The sequence below is a fragment of the Microbacterium sp. NPDC055455 genome (genome assembly GCF_053619935.1).
This window is the reverse complement of sequence record NZ_JBSHLB010000001.1, coordinates 1,128,737-1,144,105: the sequence shown is the minus strand read 5'-3', so window position 1 is coordinate 1,144,105 and position 15,369 is coordinate 1,128,737. Positions and strand designations below refer to the sequence as shown.

The 15,369-nt window shown below is 72.3% G+C and carries 10 protein-coding genes; 4 read left to right on the top strand and 6 right to left on the bottom strand.

Features of this window, described 5'->3' with window-relative positions; all coding sequences use genetic code 11:
* Nucleotides 1-32: 32 nt before the first annotated feature.
* From ACWGUG_RS05040 to ACWGUG_RS05020, 5 genes are all read right to left on the bottom strand, one after another.
* The gene (locus ACWGUG_RS05040; protein ID WP_452324013.1) at nucleotides 33-1,121 is read right to left on the bottom strand and encodes a class I SAM-dependent methyltransferase; all 1,089 of its coding nucleotides are present in this window, start codon (nucleotides 1,119-1,121) and stop codon (nucleotides 33-35) included.
* Between the two features lie 180 nt (nucleotides 1,122-1,301).
* Nucleotides 1,302-2,927, bottom strand: coding sequence for a LuxR C-terminal-related transcriptional regulator (locus tag ACWGUG_RS05035; RefSeq protein WP_452324012.1), 1,626 nt, complete (start codon nucleotides 2,925-2,927; stop codon nucleotides 1,302-1,304).
* A 52-nt stretch (nucleotides 2,928-2,979) separates the two neighbouring features.
* Nucleotides 2,980-4,284 (bottom strand): xylulokinase, encoded by a 1,305-nt coding sequence (gene xylB, locus ACWGUG_RS05030; protein ID WP_452324011.1) that lies wholly within the window; start codon nucleotides 4,282-4,284, stop codon nucleotides 2,980-2,982.
* A 140-nt stretch (nucleotides 4,285-4,424) separates the two neighbouring features.
* Nucleotides 4,425-5,615, bottom strand: a complete 1,191-nt coding sequence (xylA, locus tag ACWGUG_RS05025; protein WP_336393633.1) for a xylose isomerase — start codon at nucleotides 5,613-5,615, stop codon at nucleotides 4,425-4,427.
* Between the two features lie 68 nt (nucleotides 5,616-5,683).
* Nucleotides 5,684-8,086 carry a beta-xylosidase/alpha-l-arabinosidase gene (locus ACWGUG_RS05020; RefSeq protein ID WP_452324010.1) on the bottom strand — a complete coding sequence of 801 codons (2,403 nt, stop codon included), beginning with the start codon at nucleotides 8,084-8,086 and terminating at the stop codon, nucleotides 5,684-5,686.
* Nucleotides 8,087-8,326: 240 nt separating this feature from the next.
* On the opposite strand from ACWGUG_RS05020, the gene ACWGUG_RS05015 reads away from it, so the two are divergent.
* Nucleotides 8,327-10,219: a glycoside hydrolase family 30 protein gene (locus ACWGUG_RS05015; RefSeq protein ID WP_336393635.1), complete on the top strand. Its 1,893-nt coding sequence runs from the start codon at nucleotides 8,327-8,329 to the stop codon at nucleotides 10,217-10,219.
* 98 nt (nucleotides 10,220-10,317) lie between these two features.
* On the top strand, nucleotides 10,318-11,520 hold the full coding sequence (locus ACWGUG_RS05010) for a COG1470 family protein (protein ID WP_452324009.1): 1,203 nt from the start codon (nucleotides 10,318-10,320) through the stop codon (nucleotides 11,518-11,520).
* Here the strand turns inward: ACWGUG_RS05010 and ACWGUG_RS05005 are convergent.
* Complete coding sequence (locus ACWGUG_RS05005) at nucleotides 11,472-12,476, bottom strand: LacI family DNA-binding transcriptional regulator (RefSeq protein ID WP_378880057.1); 1,005 nt, start codon at nucleotides 12,474-12,476, stop codon at nucleotides 11,472-11,474. The two genes, ACWGUG_RS05010 and ACWGUG_RS05005, sit on opposite strands and share 49 nt — an antisense overlap.
* A 111-nt stretch (nucleotides 12,477-12,587) precedes the next feature.
* Between ACWGUG_RS05005 and uxaC the strand changes: the two genes are divergently transcribed.
* On the top strand, nucleotides 12,588-14,132 hold the full coding sequence (uxaC, locus tag ACWGUG_RS05000; RefSeq protein ID WP_336393638.1) for a glucuronate isomerase: 1,545 nt from the start codon (nucleotides 12,588-12,590) through the stop codon (nucleotides 14,130-14,132).
* On the top strand, nucleotides 14,129-15,367 hold the full coding sequence (manD, locus tag ACWGUG_RS04995) for a D-mannonate dehydratase ManD (RefSeq protein WP_452324008.1): 1,239 nt from the start codon (nucleotides 14,129-14,131) through the stop codon (nucleotides 15,365-15,367). The genes uxaC and manD overlap by 4 nt, the downstream gene beginning before the upstream one ends.
* Nucleotides 15,368-15,369: the final 2 nt, after the last annotated feature.

The following is a 15,369-nucleotide window of genomic DNA, read 5'->3' as shown; positions in this document are numbered from 1 at the left end:
GGGCGCGGGTCGGAAAGTTCTGCGGCGTCGGGTCAGACGATCTCGTAGAACCGCCACAGCCCGAACTCGGGCACGAGCACGCGGATGTCGCTCCAGCCGGCGGATCGCGCGTAGCCGCGGAGGGTGTCCGGGCGCATGACGGTCCCGGTGCCGGCGCTCGGCTGGTGAGAGAGGCCGTCGGGGAGGCACACGAAGATGCTGAAGCCGTACAGCAGACGCTCGAGCTCGCTCGCCTGCGGCGCGAAGCGCTCCTCGGCGGCCTCGTCCATGATGACGACGATGCCGTCGTCGCGGACCGCCTCGCGCGCCGCGGCGAGGACGGCAACCGGATGCGGCATGTCGTGCAGGCACTCGAAGGCGAAGACGGCGTCGAACGGCCCCTGCGAAGCGGCCAGCGCCGCGTCGGAGAGCAGGAACTCGACCCGGTCGCCGACGCCGGCCTCCGCGGCGTTGCGCCGCGCGGCCTCGACCGACGCCTCGTCGATGTCGAAGCCGACGACGCGAAGCTGCGGGTAGGCCTGCGCCAGCGCGATCGAGGACCATCCGCCGCCCGACCCGAAGTCGGCGATCCGGGCCCCGGGGCGCCGCAGCACGTCGTCGATGCGCTCGATGCCCGCGAAGAGCGAAGGGAGCTGCTCGAACCACGGGCGGTTCATATCGGCCTGCGCCTCACGCGCGTGCCGGCCGAGCTGCTCCCAGCTGACGCCCCCGCCCGTGCGATAGGCATCGAGCAGGGCGTCCACCTGCCCCGACACGGCCGCCGCCATGCGGGCGAGCGGCTCGAGGTACGACAGGCTGCCGCGGTCGAGCAGGACCTCCTCCACGCCGGGCGCGAGCAGGAAGCGGCGGCCGGCGTGCTCCGCGGCGTCCTCCGCGTGCAGGATGCCGCTCGCGGCCTGCTGCTCGAGCCACTCGCGGGCGTACCGGGCGTCGGTGCGCGTGCGTGCGGCGAGCTGCGCCGCCGTGAGTCCGCCCGGCTGCGACAGGGCGACATACCAGCCGAGCTGCGAGCCCAGGTGCACCGCCATGAGGTCGAACCAGCCGAGCGTGGCGCCCATGAGCCGGTCCGCGAACGCGGCCGTCGCCTCCGGATCGGTCCGGGTGATCGTCGTCGTGGACATCGTGGTCTCCTTCGTCGAGGTCCATCGGGTGTGTCTGGGGACGACGCTACGGACGCCACCCGGGCGGCCGCCTCGGGCGAACGGCGCAACTTCGCCCACGCGCCTGCACCATTCCATGCAGACCGCCGCGCCGGCCGTGCCGCGGGCGCCCGCCGCCCGGCCCGCGCCGGGAGCATCGGCCTACCGCCCGCGCGGCCCGCCCTGCTCGTGCCACCAGGCCACCGCGGCGGTGCGCGAGCCGACGTCGAGCTTCACGTACATGTTCGCCAGGTGCCGGCTCACGGTCTTCTCGCTGATGAAGAGCTCCGCGGCGATCTGCCGGTTGGACTTGCCCTGTGCCACGAGCTCCACGATCTGCCGCTCCCGGGCGGTCAGCGGGCCGTCGGACGCGGGCGCCGTCCCCGACCGCACCACGACCGGCGGAGCGCCGAGCCGCTCGAAGATCGCGCCGGCCTGGTCGCGCAGCTGCGCGGCCAGGGCGTCGTCGCCGCGCCGCTCGTGCGCGGACGCGAGCCAGCACAGCACGTTGGCCTGCTCCCAGGGCTGCCGCAGGCGCCGGAAGATCTCCAGCGCGGAGTGCAGGCGGCTGATGGCACCGTCGGCGTCGCCGGCGTGGATCAGCGCCATCCCACGGGCGTGCGCGGCCCAGGCCCGGAAGCCGTCGCTGCCGAATTCGCGCGCGTCGTCCTCGAGCTCGTCGAGCAGCCGATGCGCCTGCTCCGGCGTGCCGCCCGCGAGCGCGATCTCGACGCCGGGGCGCAGCAGCCGCGCACGTCCCAGGCGATCGCGCTGAGCCAGCGAGGTCGAGATCATCGCCGCCGCCCGCTCGAGGTCGCCCTCCGCGAGCACGAGCAGCGCCTCGCCCGGAACCGGGTCGACACCGGCCGCGCGCGCCCGGTCGTACGCCTGCCGAGCACCCGCGGCATCGCCGCGCAGCCGGCGGACCTCGCCGACCTGGTACCACCCCTCGCCGGCGACCCAGGGATGGTCGGATGCGAGGTCTGCGCATGCCCGCTGCAGCGCCGCCTCCGCGGCATCCCACTCCCCGCTCGCCGACTGCAGCTCGAGGCGGTGCACGCGGCACACCCCGGCGTAGACGACATCGGTGCCGTGCGACGCGCACCATGCTTCGGCGGCGCGCGTCCAGTCGGCCATCCGCCGGAAGTCGGCCAGCTCGTGGCAGACGTGGATGGTCGTGCACAGCACATCGCCCGCCCACTCCGCCTCGAGCTCGCCCGACACCACGCTGAGCATCGCCTCGTCGAGCTCGGCGAAGCCCTCCGCGGTGCGGCCGGCGCGGATGGCGTGCATCCCCGACACGACGGCGCTGAGCGCCGACACCGCGGGGATGCGCAGCGACGACGCCAGCTGCCGCATCCGCGACACGCTCGCGGCGGGCCACAGCGCACCGGTGGCGTCGAGGTCCATGCTCGCCGTCAGGTAGACGTCGTACGCGTGCGCCCGGGCGTCGGGGAGGTCCGCGAGGATCCGGTGCGCGCGGCGCGCCCACGCCGTGCCGACCGTCATCTCGGCACGCGTCAGCCGTACGAGGGCGATGACGAGCGCGGCTTCCGCGGCGGCCATCGCCTCGCCGTCCGCCGAGAGGATGCGGTAGGCCTCGTCGAGGATGTCGAGGCACGACTCCTGCCGCCCGAGCCACCACTCGCACGCCGCGAGCGCGCGCAGATCGGGGCCGGTGGCCGCCGCCCCGTCGCGCGCGGTGGCGAAGCCGTCCCGCGCCGTCTCCCAGTCACCGGACCGATATGCCGTCCGCGCTCGCTCGAGCACGGCGGAGGTGTCCGCCATGGCGGAATGGTACCGCCGCGGAGGCTCCGGCACCCGGTGTCGGCGTGCGCGCCTAAGGGGAGAGGACGGATGCCGCCTGCCGCGCCGCCCCCAGCGCCACGTACTCGCCCGGCTCGGGCACGTCGACGGGCAGCCCGAGCACGAGCGGGGCGATCCGGCGGACCGCGTCGGACTGGGCGCCGCCGCCGACGAGCAGGGCGCGCTCGAGCGGCACGCCCAGGCCGCGGAGCGCCTCCAGCCCGGCAGCGAGCCCGGAGAGCATCCCCTCGACCGCGGCGCGCGCCAGGTTCTCGCGCGTCGTCGCGGCCAGCGTCATGCCCGTGAGCGACGCGGTCGCGTCGGGCAGGTTCGGCGTGCGCTCGCCTTCGAAGTACGGCACGAGGGTGAGCCCCGCGGCGCCCGGTTCGGCGGCGAGGGCGAGACGCGACAGCTCGGCGTGGTCGACGCCCAGCACGCGGCCGATCGCGTCGAGGACGCGGGCGGCGTTGAGGGTGGCCACGAGCGGGAGGAACCGCCCGGTGCAGTCCGCGAACCCCGCGACCGTGCCGCTGGGGTCGATCGTGCGCTCCTCGCTGACGGCGAAGACCGTGCCGCTGGTGCCGATCGACACGACGACGTCGCCCGGTCCGGCGCCCAGGCCCAGCGCCGCGCCGGCGTTGTCGCCCGCACCGCCGCCGACGCGCCGGCCGTCGGCATCCGTCACCCATTCCGCGGGTCCGAGCACGCGCGGCAGGACCGCGTCGTGGCCGAGCGCCGCGATCAGCAGTTCGCGGTCGTACCCGCCGGTCGCGGGGTCCCAGTAGCCGGTGCCCGAGGCGTCGGAGCGATCGGTGACGAGCTCGTCGAGCACCGCGCCGCGGGACGACTCGCCGGCGGGTCCGAAGCCGCGCAGGCGCCACGTCAGCCAGTCGTGGGGAAGGGCGACGGCCGCCACGCGAGCGGCGTTGTCGGGCTCGTGGTCGCGCAGCCACCGCAGCTTCGTGATGGTGAACGATGCCACGGGCACGAGGCCCGTGCGGTGCGCGAGCAGGTCGGCGCCGAACTCGGCGACGAGGTCGGCGGCGGCCTGCGCGGAGCGGGTGTCGTTCCACAGCAGCGCGTCGCGGACCACCCGGCCGTCGGCATCCAGCGCCACCATGCCGTGCTGCTGGCCGCCGATCGCCCACGCCTCGACGTCGTCGAGCCCGCCGGCGTCCTCGATCGCCCGCTGCAGCGCCGTCCACCAGGCCTCGGGGTCGACCGAGGTGCCGTCGGGGTGCCCCGCACGCCCCTGGCGCACGACAGCGCCGGTCGAGGCATCCGTGATCACGACCTTGCACGACTGCGTCGACGAATCGACGCCCATCACCAGAGCCATCGCTCCTCCTTCTCGCTTCGCGCGCCCCCGACCCGGCTCACGTGCGCTGAACGTACGCCGCACCGGGTGCAGAGCGTGCATTCAGCGCACGTGAACGACGGGAGGGGGCGCGCCGGGGCGTATGACGACGGACGGATGCCTCAGCCGCGGGCGCCGAGCAGGTGCTCGGTGGCCAGCTGCTGCAGGCGGACGAAGCCGAAGCCCTTGCCACCGAGGTAGGCATCGGCGTCGAAGTCCTCGTACGCCGAACGGTCGGCGAGGAAGTCGTCGTAGCTCTCGCCCTCGTTGAGGGTCGGGACCGACAGCTCCGGCACGCGGGCGGCTTCGAGCGCCTCCTGCACCTCGGGGTCGGCACGGAAGGCCGCGGCGCGCTCCTTGAGCAGCAGGTAGGTGCGCATGTTGGCCGCCGCCGAGTCCCAGACACCGGTCTCGTCCTCGGTGCGCGACGGCTTGTAGTCGAAGTGACGCGGGCCGTCGTAGGCGGGGACGCCGCCGGGGCCGCCGTTCTCGAGCAGGTCGACCAGCGCGAACGCGTTGTGCAGGTCGCCGTGGCCGAACACGAGGTCCTGGTCGTACTTGATGCCGCGCTGACCGTTGAGGTCGATGTGGAAGAGCTTGCCGTGGAACAGCGCCTGCGCGATGCCGGCGGCGAAGTTGAGGCCGGCCATCTGCTCGTGGCCGACCTCGGGGTTGAGGCCGACCAGCTCGGGACGCTCGAGCGAGTCGATGAACGCGATCGCGTGGCCGAGCGTCGGCAGCAGGATGTCGCCGCGGGGCTCGTTGGGCTTGGGCTCGATGGCGAAGCGGATGTCGTAGCCCTTGTCGGTGACGTAGTCGCCGAGGAGGTTGACGGCCTCGCGGTAGCGCTCGAGGGCGGCGCGGATGTCCTTGGCCGAGTCGTACTCGGCGCCCTCGCGTCCGCCCCACATCACGAAGGTCTTGGCACCGAGCTCGGCGCCGAGGTCGAGCTGGCGGAACACCTTGCGCAGGGCGTAGCGACGCACGCCGCGGTCGTTCGAGGTGAAGCCGCCGTCCTTGAACACCGGAGCGGAGAAGAGGTTGGTCGTCACCATGGGCACGATGAGGCCGGTGTCGGCGAGGGCGCCCTTGAGGCGGTCGATCTGGGTCTGACGCTCGGCGTCGGTCGAGCCGAAGGCGAACAGGTCGTCGTCGTGGAACGTGAGTCCGTAGGCGCCGAGCTCGGCGAGCTTCTCGACCGCGTGCACGACATCGAGGGCGGGACGGGTCGGCCCGCCGAAGGGGTCGGTGCCGTTGTAGCCGATCGTCCAGAGGCCGAACGAGAACTTGTCGTCGCGGGTGGGGGTGGGCATGACGCTCCTTTGCGGGTAAATGTTGCTGACGACAACCTATACCAGAACGGATGCCCCGTCCAGCGGCATCACTCCTCGTCGACGGCCGGCGAGACGTCGATCCCGGCGCGCAGTCGCCGACGGTGATCCACCCGCCGCTCCGGCCCCGCGAGCACCACCGGGTGCGCCGAGACGAGGTCGCCGCTGGACCTGCCGGCCGAGAGCACGATCTCGCCGGCGTCGACGACGCGCTCGCCCGCCGAGCCGGTATACGCGGAGAGGTCGGCGTGCACGCGGAAGCGGACGTCGGCAGCCTCACCCGGCTCGAGGGACACCCGGGCGTAGGCGATCAGCTTCTGCAGCGGCCGCGCCACCGAGGCGACAGGGTCGTGGAGGTACAGCTGCACCACGTCGCTGCCGGCGCGCTTCCCTTCGTTGGTCACGCGCAGGCCGACCGTCAGCTCGCCGTCCGTCGCGATCTCGGCGGTGTCCGCGGTGAGCGGCGACCACGCGAACGACGTGTACGACAGCCCGTGGCCGAACGGGAATGCCGCCGTCGGGTCGATGTTCGAGACGTCGGTGCGGCGCGCCAGCTTGGCAGCGAGGTACGTCGTCGGCTGGCTGCCGGGCGACGACGGCACGCTGACGGGCAGGCGCCCGCTCGGGTTGACCCGTCCGCTCAGCACCCCGGCGATCGCCGCCGCGCCCTCTTCGCCCGCGAAGAACGCCTCGATCACTCCCGCCGCTTCGCTCGCCGCGCGTCCGAGCGCGTAGGGACGACCGGCCAGCAGCACGGCGACGGCGGGGGTGCCGGTGTCGAGGACGGCATCGAGCAGCTGCTGCTGCGCACCGGGCAGATCCAGCGAGGGCGCGTCGCATCCCTCGCCGCTCGTCCCCCGTCCGAAGAGGCCGGCGCGGTCCCCGAGCGCCAGCACGGCGACGTCGGCGTCGCGGGCGGCGACGAGGGCGGCCTCGAAGCCGTCGCGCTCTCCCCCGTCGACGGAGGTGCCGCGCGCGTGGATGATCCGCGCTCCCGGGAACTCTTCGCGCAGCGCGTCGAGGAGGGTCGGGATGCGGATGCCCATCTCGGTTCCCGGATGCTGCGTCACGACGTGCGTCGGGAACGAGTAGCACCCGAGCATCGCGTAGGGGTCGTCGGCATTGGGGCCGATGACCGCGATCGTCGCGGGCCGGGCGAGCGGGAGGGTGCCGTCGTTGCGGAGGAGCACGATCGCCTCCTCCGCGAGCCGCGCCGCCAGCGCGCGGTTGCGGGGCGGATCGAGGTCGACGGTGCCGCGCACCGCTTCGGGCGACGACAGGTCCGCGCCCGCGAGCGCGTCCGGAACGGCCGACCAGGCCTCGTCGAGGAGCCCGAGCTGCTCCTTCTGGCGCAGCACGCGACGCAGGGCGCGATCGACGAGGTCCGCATCGACGACTCCCTCCTCCACGGCGCGCCGCAGCGGCTCACCGAAGGTCTTCACGGTCGGCAGCTCGACATCGATGCCCGCCGCCAGCGCCGCGCCCGCGGCATCCGCCCACGAATCGGCCACCCCGTGGAGGAGCTTGAGGAACGCGATGGAGAAGTAGTCGGCGACCACCGTGCCCTCGAAGCCCCACTCGTCGCGCAGCAGGTCGGTGAGCAGGGACCTGTCGGCGGCGGTCGGGACGCCATCGATGTCGGCGTACGAGTTCATGACGCTGCGGACGCCGCTCTCGCGCACCGCCATCTCGAACGGGGGAAGCAGGACGTCCTGCAGCTCACGCGCGCCGACCGACACGGGCGCCAGGTTGCGGCCGCCTTTGGATGCCGAGTAGCCGACGAAGTGCTTGAGGGTCGCGACGATGCCGGCGGACTCGAGACCGGTCACGTACGCGGTCGCGATCGTCGCCACCAGGTGCGGGTCCTCGCCGATCGTCTCTTCGACCCGGCCCCACCGCGCGTCGCGGACCACGTCGAGCACGGGCGCGAGACCCTGATGCACGCCCACCGAGCGCATGTCGTCGCCGATGTGCCGCGCCATCTGCTGCACGAGCTCGGGGTCGAAGGTAGCCCCCCAGCTCAGCGGCACGGGGTACGCCGTCGCCCCCCAGGCGGCGAACCCGGCGAGGCACTCCTCGTGGGCCACGGCGGGGATGCCGAAGCGGGATGCCGCGCGCAACCGCTGCTGCGTGCGCATGAGGGACAGCGCGCCGACGCCGGCGTCGACCGGCTTGGTGCCGAACGGCCTTGTGAGCTGACCGAGGCCCGCCGGAAGCAGGGCGTCGAGGTCGACGGGATCCTCCACGTCGTGCTGGTGGGGCGCGACGTCGTTCCCTTCATCGGAGGCCCCCACCCACACCCCGTAGAGCTGGGCGAGCTTCTCGTCGAGCGACATGCGCGCGACGAGCGTCTCGACGATGTCGGAGTCGGTGGCGATGGCGTTCCGCAGCGGGGACTGCTCGGCGACGCCGGCCGTGGTCGCCTCGAGCTCGGCGGGTTCCGAAAGTTTCATTTCTGCGCCTTCACAGTTCGCTCGATCGAGACGAGACCGTCGATTCGTTCCCAGAACCGGGCGCAGGAGCGAGCGGAAGAGCCTCCGCGGGGTCGGGCCACGGTCCGCGCGTTCAGTGCCTGATCAAAGGGATAAAAGTCGTTGACCCTCGCTCCATCGCATGGCTAGGTTAACGTTTACATTACACGCCGACAGTTTCGAAGGAGAACTGTGAAGAAGACATTGTCGTTAGTCGCCGCTGTGGCACTGACAGGATCGGCCCTGGCCGTTCCCACCATCGCCACAGCCAATGACGCGACGGAGATCGACCTGCAGCCCGAAAGTGTGCAGCAGACCATCGACGGCTTCGGCTACTCCGCCGCCTTCCAGCGCACGCACCGCCTGAACCTGCTCTCGGACGAGAAGAAGGCGGAAGCCGTCGAGCTCTTGCTCGGCGATACGGGCGTCGACCCGTCCATCCTCCGGCTCGGCATCGGCGGGCAGTCGATCAACACGTACGACGTCATGCAGTCGATCCAGCCCACCGACCCGGGCGGCCCGGATGCCGAGCCGAACTATCAGTGGGACGGCTACGACAACGGCCAGGTCTGGTTCGCCCAGGAGGCCGAGGCCGCCGGCGTCGAGTACATCTACGGCAACGCCTGGACCGCGCCCGGCTACATGAAGACGAACAACTCGCCCACCAGCGGCGGAACGCTGTGCGGTCTGAGCGGTGCGACCTGCGAGAGCGGGGATTGGACGGACGCCTACGCCGACTATCTCGTCGCCTGGGCGGACTTCTACAAGCAGGAGGGCGTCGAGATCGACGGGCTCGCGTTCGCGAACGAGCCGGACTACACCGCGACCTACGAGGCCATGCGGCTGACTCCGGCGCAGGCGGTCGAGTTCACCAAGACGGCGGGACCGGTCTTCGACGCTGCGGGCTACGACCTGCTGTGCTGCGAGTCGTTCGGCTGGAGTCAGGGCAAGAACTACCACAGTGCGATCCAGGAGGATGCCGAGGCGGCGCAGTGGGTCGACGTCCTCACCGCTCACTCCTACGCCAGCCGCTCGGACACCACCTTCGAGACCGACAAGCCGCTCTGGATGTCGGAGTGGGCCGCCTCCGTGGCCGGCCTCACGCAGTTCAACGCGAACTGGGACGGCAGCCCCGGCGCCGGCTCGGACGGCATCCGCATGGTGGATCACATGATGGACACCCTGACCCGTGCGAACGCGACCGGCTACCTGTGGTGGCTCGGTGTGAGCCAGGGCGGATCCGGATCCCTCATGGTGGTGGACGTCGAGAACGACACCTACACGGTGGGTGCGCGGCTTTACGGGATGGCCGCGTTCAGCCGGTTCATCCGCCCCGAGGCGGTGCGTTTCGACGCGGTGCACGGCATTGCGGACCTCAAGGTCGCGGCGTTCGACAACGCCGACGGCACGCGGGTGGTGCAGCTGCTGAACAACGGCACCGTGCCCATCTCGACCGACATCGACATCGACAGCCAGCCCACGGTTTACTTGAACGACCAGACCCACCAGCTGGTCCAGAGCGAGGGCATCGCCACGACCGCCGACGGCAAGACCGACCTCGAGCTGCCCGCGCGGTCGCTCGTGACGCTCGTCGTCGAGCCGCAGGAGCCGGCGGGCGAGGGGATCCCGCTCGAAGCGACCGTGGCCGAGCCCGGCGAGCCCGGCTCGCTGTCGATGACGGTGGCCGATTTCGGCGAGGGGGTCGTGCTGGAAGAGGGCGCGAACGCGGGCGACCGGATCCGGTTCGAGGGGGAGCTTCCCGTCGTGACGGTCACCGACTCGCGCAACGCAGAGCAGGCGGGAGACGGCGGCTGGTCGGTCTCGGGCCAGGCGAGCGACTTCGACGCGGGCGGAGAAGTGCTGGGCGCCGGGCATCTCGGGTGGTCGCCCGAGGTCCTCACCCCGCGTGCGGGGGTGACCGCGGGTGACGCGGTGCCGACGATCCTCGACGGCGGCACGGGTCTGGCAGGCCCGAGTCAGCTCGCGGGGGCGTCGACTGAAGGCCGGTTCGGCTCGACGGAGCTCAGCGCGGACCTCGCCCTCGAGATGCCGGTGGACACCGCACCCGGCACATATGCGGGCGTGCTGACCGTCACCCTCTTCCCCGAGGACTGACCCGCACCCCACCCGGCGCGGCCGGCCGCCCCAGGTCGGCCGCGCCCCCTTCCCGCATCACCCATCGACGTATCCCCCCGCTCACATCGGAGTCCGCGATGAATATCCCCCATCTGCTCCCCCGTGCCGGAGCGGCGATCCTCGTCGGCCTGATCATCGCGGCACCGTCCGGTGCCGTGGCCGATGACACCGCTCCCGGCACGACCTGGTCGCTCTCCCCAGCCGGCACAGACGGCGACAGCGGAGCCGACGACCGCATCTCCCTGCGCCACGTCATCGAGCCGGGCGGGAACGCTGACGATCAGGTGGCCCTCACCAACTTCAGCCCGCACCCCGCGACGTTCGCGGTCTACGCGAGCGACGGGATCGTCACCCCCGACGGCAGCTTCGACCTGCTGCCTCCCGGCGAGCGTCCGGTCGACGGCGGTGCGTGGATCGACATCGGCGCCGTCGGCGACGACGATCCCTCTCCGGGCGAGACCCTGACGATCGAGGTACCCGCCGAGGAGACGGTGGTCATCCCTCTGCGGATCGCCGTGCCCGCCGACGCCTCACCGGGCGATCACCCCGCCGGACTCGTGGCGCAGTTCGTGCCCGCCGAGGGTTCCGGCGTCGAGATGGCGAGCCGCGTGGGCGTGCGCGTGCATCTGCGGGTCGACGGGCCGGTCGTGACCGCGCTCGCCGCCGATGCCGTCTCGGTCACCTACGAGCCGTCGTGGAACCCGTTCTCGCCCGGCACGGCTCGCGTCGAGTACACCCTCGGCAATGCCGGCAACGTCCGTCTCGGTGCGACCTCCACCACCACGATCGTGGGACCGTTCGGCATCGCACCCGTGTCGGAAGCGACGACGATCAGCGAAGTCCTCCCCGGCGAGGTCGTGCGGGCCTCCTCGACGTTCGACGTCTGGCCCCTTCTCCTCGGCTTCGGCGGAGTGCAGGTGACACCTGAGGCGGTCGGCGAGGACGTGCTCCCGGGGACGGTCGCCGCGTCGACGACGTCGTTCACCGTCTGGACGGTGCCGTGGTCGCAGATCCTCCTGCTCGCCGCAGTGTCGGGGGCGATCGTCCTGACCGTGCGAGCGCGCCGAAGGTCGTCCGCGCGCGTGCAGCGTCGGATCGACGAGGCGGTGGCCAGGGCGGTCGGCTCCGATCACCCCGTCACGGCGGGGGCGCAGTCGAATGCCGTCGACGCCCCTCCCCGCGAGGGTGACCACTCGACGGCGTCGGCCCCTGCTCCCGCAGGCGCGGCGGCTCAGCCCGGTGGCGGCGCCGTGGAGGCGCGGACGGCGAGCCGCGGGTGAAGCGACCGGTGGATGTCGCCCTCGGGATTCGCGCCGCGCGCGTCGATCCGCTCCAGCAGCAGCTCGACCGCGGCGTCGCCCAGCTCGCGCAGGTCGGCCCCGACGCTCGTGAGCGGCGGCGAGGCGAGCCCCGTCACGAACGTGTTGTCGAAGCCGACGAGGCTCACCTGGCCGGGCACGCGGATCCCCGACTCGGACCACTGCGCCAGCATCCCGAGCGCGACCAGGTCGTTGTAGGCGATGACGGCCGTCGCTCCGGTCTGCAGCGCGCGGTCGGCGACCGCCCGCCCGCCGGCAGACGTCGGCGTGCAGTCGTCCAGCTGGTGCAGGGCGAGATCGGGGTGAACGGCCGAAGCCTCGGCGATGCTGCGCGAGCGGCGGGCCTGCGACCACGAGGTCACCGGGCCGCCGACGTATGTGATGCGCCGATGGCCGAGCCCGTACAGGTGCTCGACGGCCGCCCGGCCCGCCGCCGACTCGTCGATCGTCACCGACGGCGTCGCCGGACCGTCGTCGCCGAGATCGCGGTTGATGAGGACGCACGTGTTCCCGGCGACCACCTCGGCCAGCCGTTCGTCCGACAGCCGCGACGAGACGAGGATCAGCCCGTCGATCTGCGAGCGCAGCGCGCGGATCTCCTCATCCTCGACGTCGGCGCGTTCGGTGGTGTCGACCACGACCAGACCGTACCCGCGCTCGCGCGACGTGGCCTGGGCGCCCTTGGTCATCGACGAGAAGTAGGGGTTCTCGATGTCGGGGACGACGAGCGCGATGACGCCGGTGCGGCCGCGGCGCAGGCTCGCCGCGGCGCGATTGGGCCGGTACCCCAGCTCGTCGATCGCGGCGAGGACCCGGTCGCGGGTGTCGCCCGAGACCCGATGCGGCTCGCGCAGCGTGCGCGACACGGTGGCGATCGAGACACCCGATCGGGCCGCGACGTCGTGGACGGTCACCATGTCGAACGGACACCTCGCTAGCGGTTCAGAGCTCCATCATCCCAACCGCCGGTGACGGAATGCGAGATGGACACTAGGATAATAACGTTTACATTCGTGAGGAGCTCCCCCATGTCGGTCCACGGCCGCGACGACGCGCCCACCGCCCAGCAGCGTTTGCACCCCGATCGCGCCCTGCCGGCGGACCCCGGCGTGCGGGCTCTGGCCCGTCGCATCCTCGATCGGACGGCGGCGCTTCCCATCGTCTCGATGCACGGTCACGTCGACGTCGACATGCTCGCCGACGACGAGGCCTTCTCCGACCCGTCGTCGCTGCTCGTGAGCCCCGACCACTACCTGGTGCGCATGCTGGTCTCGCAATCCACCGCACCCGGAGCGGTGCGGGATTCGGGGGTGCGCACGGTGGCCGACCTCGGCGCGGGGGCCTCACGCGGCGCGGCGGTCGAGACCGACCCGCGCGCGATCTGGCGGCGCTTCTGCGCCGGCTGGCCGGCGCTGCGCGGCACGCCCACCCGCTTCTGGCTCGAGCACGTCCTCGCCGAGGTCTTCGAGGCGCCGCAGCGCCCCTCCCCCGAGACGGCGGATGCCCTCTACGACCACATCGCGGACCGTCTCGGCCGCCCGGAGTACCGACCGCGGGCGCTGTTCGAGCGCTTCGGCATCGAGCTGCTCGCGACGACGGACCCGGCCACCTCCGACCTCGCAGGCCACGGCCGGCTGGCGGCGGACGGGTGGGGAGACCGGGTCATCCCGACGTTCCGACCCGACCCGCTCCTGGAGCCTGTGCGCGGGGACTGGACCCGGCAGCTCGATGCCCTCAGCGAGAGCGCGGGGATCGACGCGCACGACTACGACGGCTACGTCGACGCCCTCCGCGCGCGACGGCGGGCATTCGCGGACGCGGGCGCCCGCGCCTCCGATCACGGTCACCGCTCCGCCGTCATGGCGCCGCTCGAGACCGACGAGGCCCGCAGGCTGTTCGCCGCGGCACGTGACGGCGGCATCGATCCGGCATCCGCGTCTGCGTTCACCGGCCACATGCTGTTCGCGATGGCCGAGATGGCCACCGACGACGGCCTGGTGATGCAGCTGCACCCCGGCGTCATGCGCGACCATGACCGCGGCGTCGCGGAGCGCTTCGGGCACGACATCGGCTACGACGTCCCGGTCGCCGCCGAGTTCACGCGCGCGCTGCGTCCCGTGCTCGAGGCGTTCGGTCACCACGAGGACTTCCGTCTCATCGTCTTCACCGTGGATGAGACGGTCTACTCGCGCGAGCTCGCCCCGCTCGCCGGCGTGTACCCCGCGATGCGCCTCGGCGCGCCGTGGTGGTTCCTCGACACGCCCGACGCCATGCGCCGATTCCGTGAGGCGATCGGAGACACCGCGGGCCTGCGCAACACGAGCGGGTTCGTCGACGACACCCGCGCCTTCTGCTCCATCCCCGCCCGCCACGACCTCTCGCGCCGCATCGACGCCGGGCATCTCGCCCGGCTGGTCGCCGAGCACCGGCTCGACCTCGACGAGGCCATCGAGTCGGCGGTCGAGCTCGCCTACACCCTGCCGCGCGAGAGCTACCCCGCGCCGAGACGCGCCGGCGCGGCCCAGGCGGCAGCCGGCGCGGTGTCCCACCCGGCGTCCGAGGCGCTCGCATGACGACGGTCGCGCGCATCCGATCGGCGGAGGTGCTGGTCAGCAGTCCGTCCCGCAACTTCGTCACCCTGCGCATCACGACCGACGACGGCGTGGTGGGCCTCGGCGACGCCACGCTGAACGGCCGCGAGCTCGCCGTCACGTCCTACCTGCGCGACCACGTCGTGCCGCTGCTCATCGGTCGAGACGCGCACCGCATCGAAGACACCTGGCAGTTCCTGTACCGCTCGGCATACTGGCGCCGCGGACCGGTCACGATGAGCGCCGTCGCCGCGGTGGACATGGCACTGTGGGACATCAAGGGCAGGCTCGCGGGCATGCCGGTCCACCAGCTGCTTGGCGGAGCGTCCCGCGACGGATGCCTCGTCTACGCGCACGCGTCGGGCGCCGACCTGGAGGACCTCGGCGATTCCGTCCGCGCGCGCCTCGACGAGGGGTATCGCGCGATCCGGCTGCAGGTCGCGGTGCCCGGGATGGGCGGCGGGTACGGCATCGCCTCCGCGCGTGCGAGCGGCGGTCGTTACACCTACGAGCCCGCCAAGCGCGCAGGCCTCCACATCGAGGAGGGGTGGGACTCGCGTCGCTACCTGCGGTACGCCCCCGAGCTCTTCGAGTGGGCACGGGCCGAGTTCGGGCCCGAGGTGATGCTCCTGCACGATGTGCACCATCGCCTGACTCCGATCGAGGCGGGGCGGCTCGGGCGCGCGCTCGAGCCCTACGACCTGTTCTGGCTGGAGGACTGCACCCCGGTGGAGAACCAGGAGTCGCTCCGGCTCGTGCGCCGGCACACGACGACGCCGCTGGCGATCGGCGAGGTGCTGAACTCGGTGTGGGACTTCCGGACCCTCATCCAGGAGCAGCTCATCGACTACGTCCGCGCGTCGGTCACCCACACCGGCGGCATCACGCACCTGAAGCGCCTGTTCGACTTCGCCGCGCAGTACCAGGTCAAGTCGGGAAGCCACGGCCCCACCGACATCTCGCCGGTGGGGATGTCGGCCGCCCTGCACCTGGGCCTGGCGATCCACAACTTCGGAATCCAGGAGCACATGGCGCACCACGAGCTGACCCACGAGGTCTTCCGCACGTCGTACCGCTTCGCCGACGGCTTCCTGCACCCGGGCGATTCCCCGGGGCTCGGCGTCGACTACGACGACGCGGCCGCCGAGCGCTTCCCCTACGAACCCGCCTTCCTGCCCGCGGCGAGGCTGGTCGACGGCACCGTCCACGACTGGTGAGC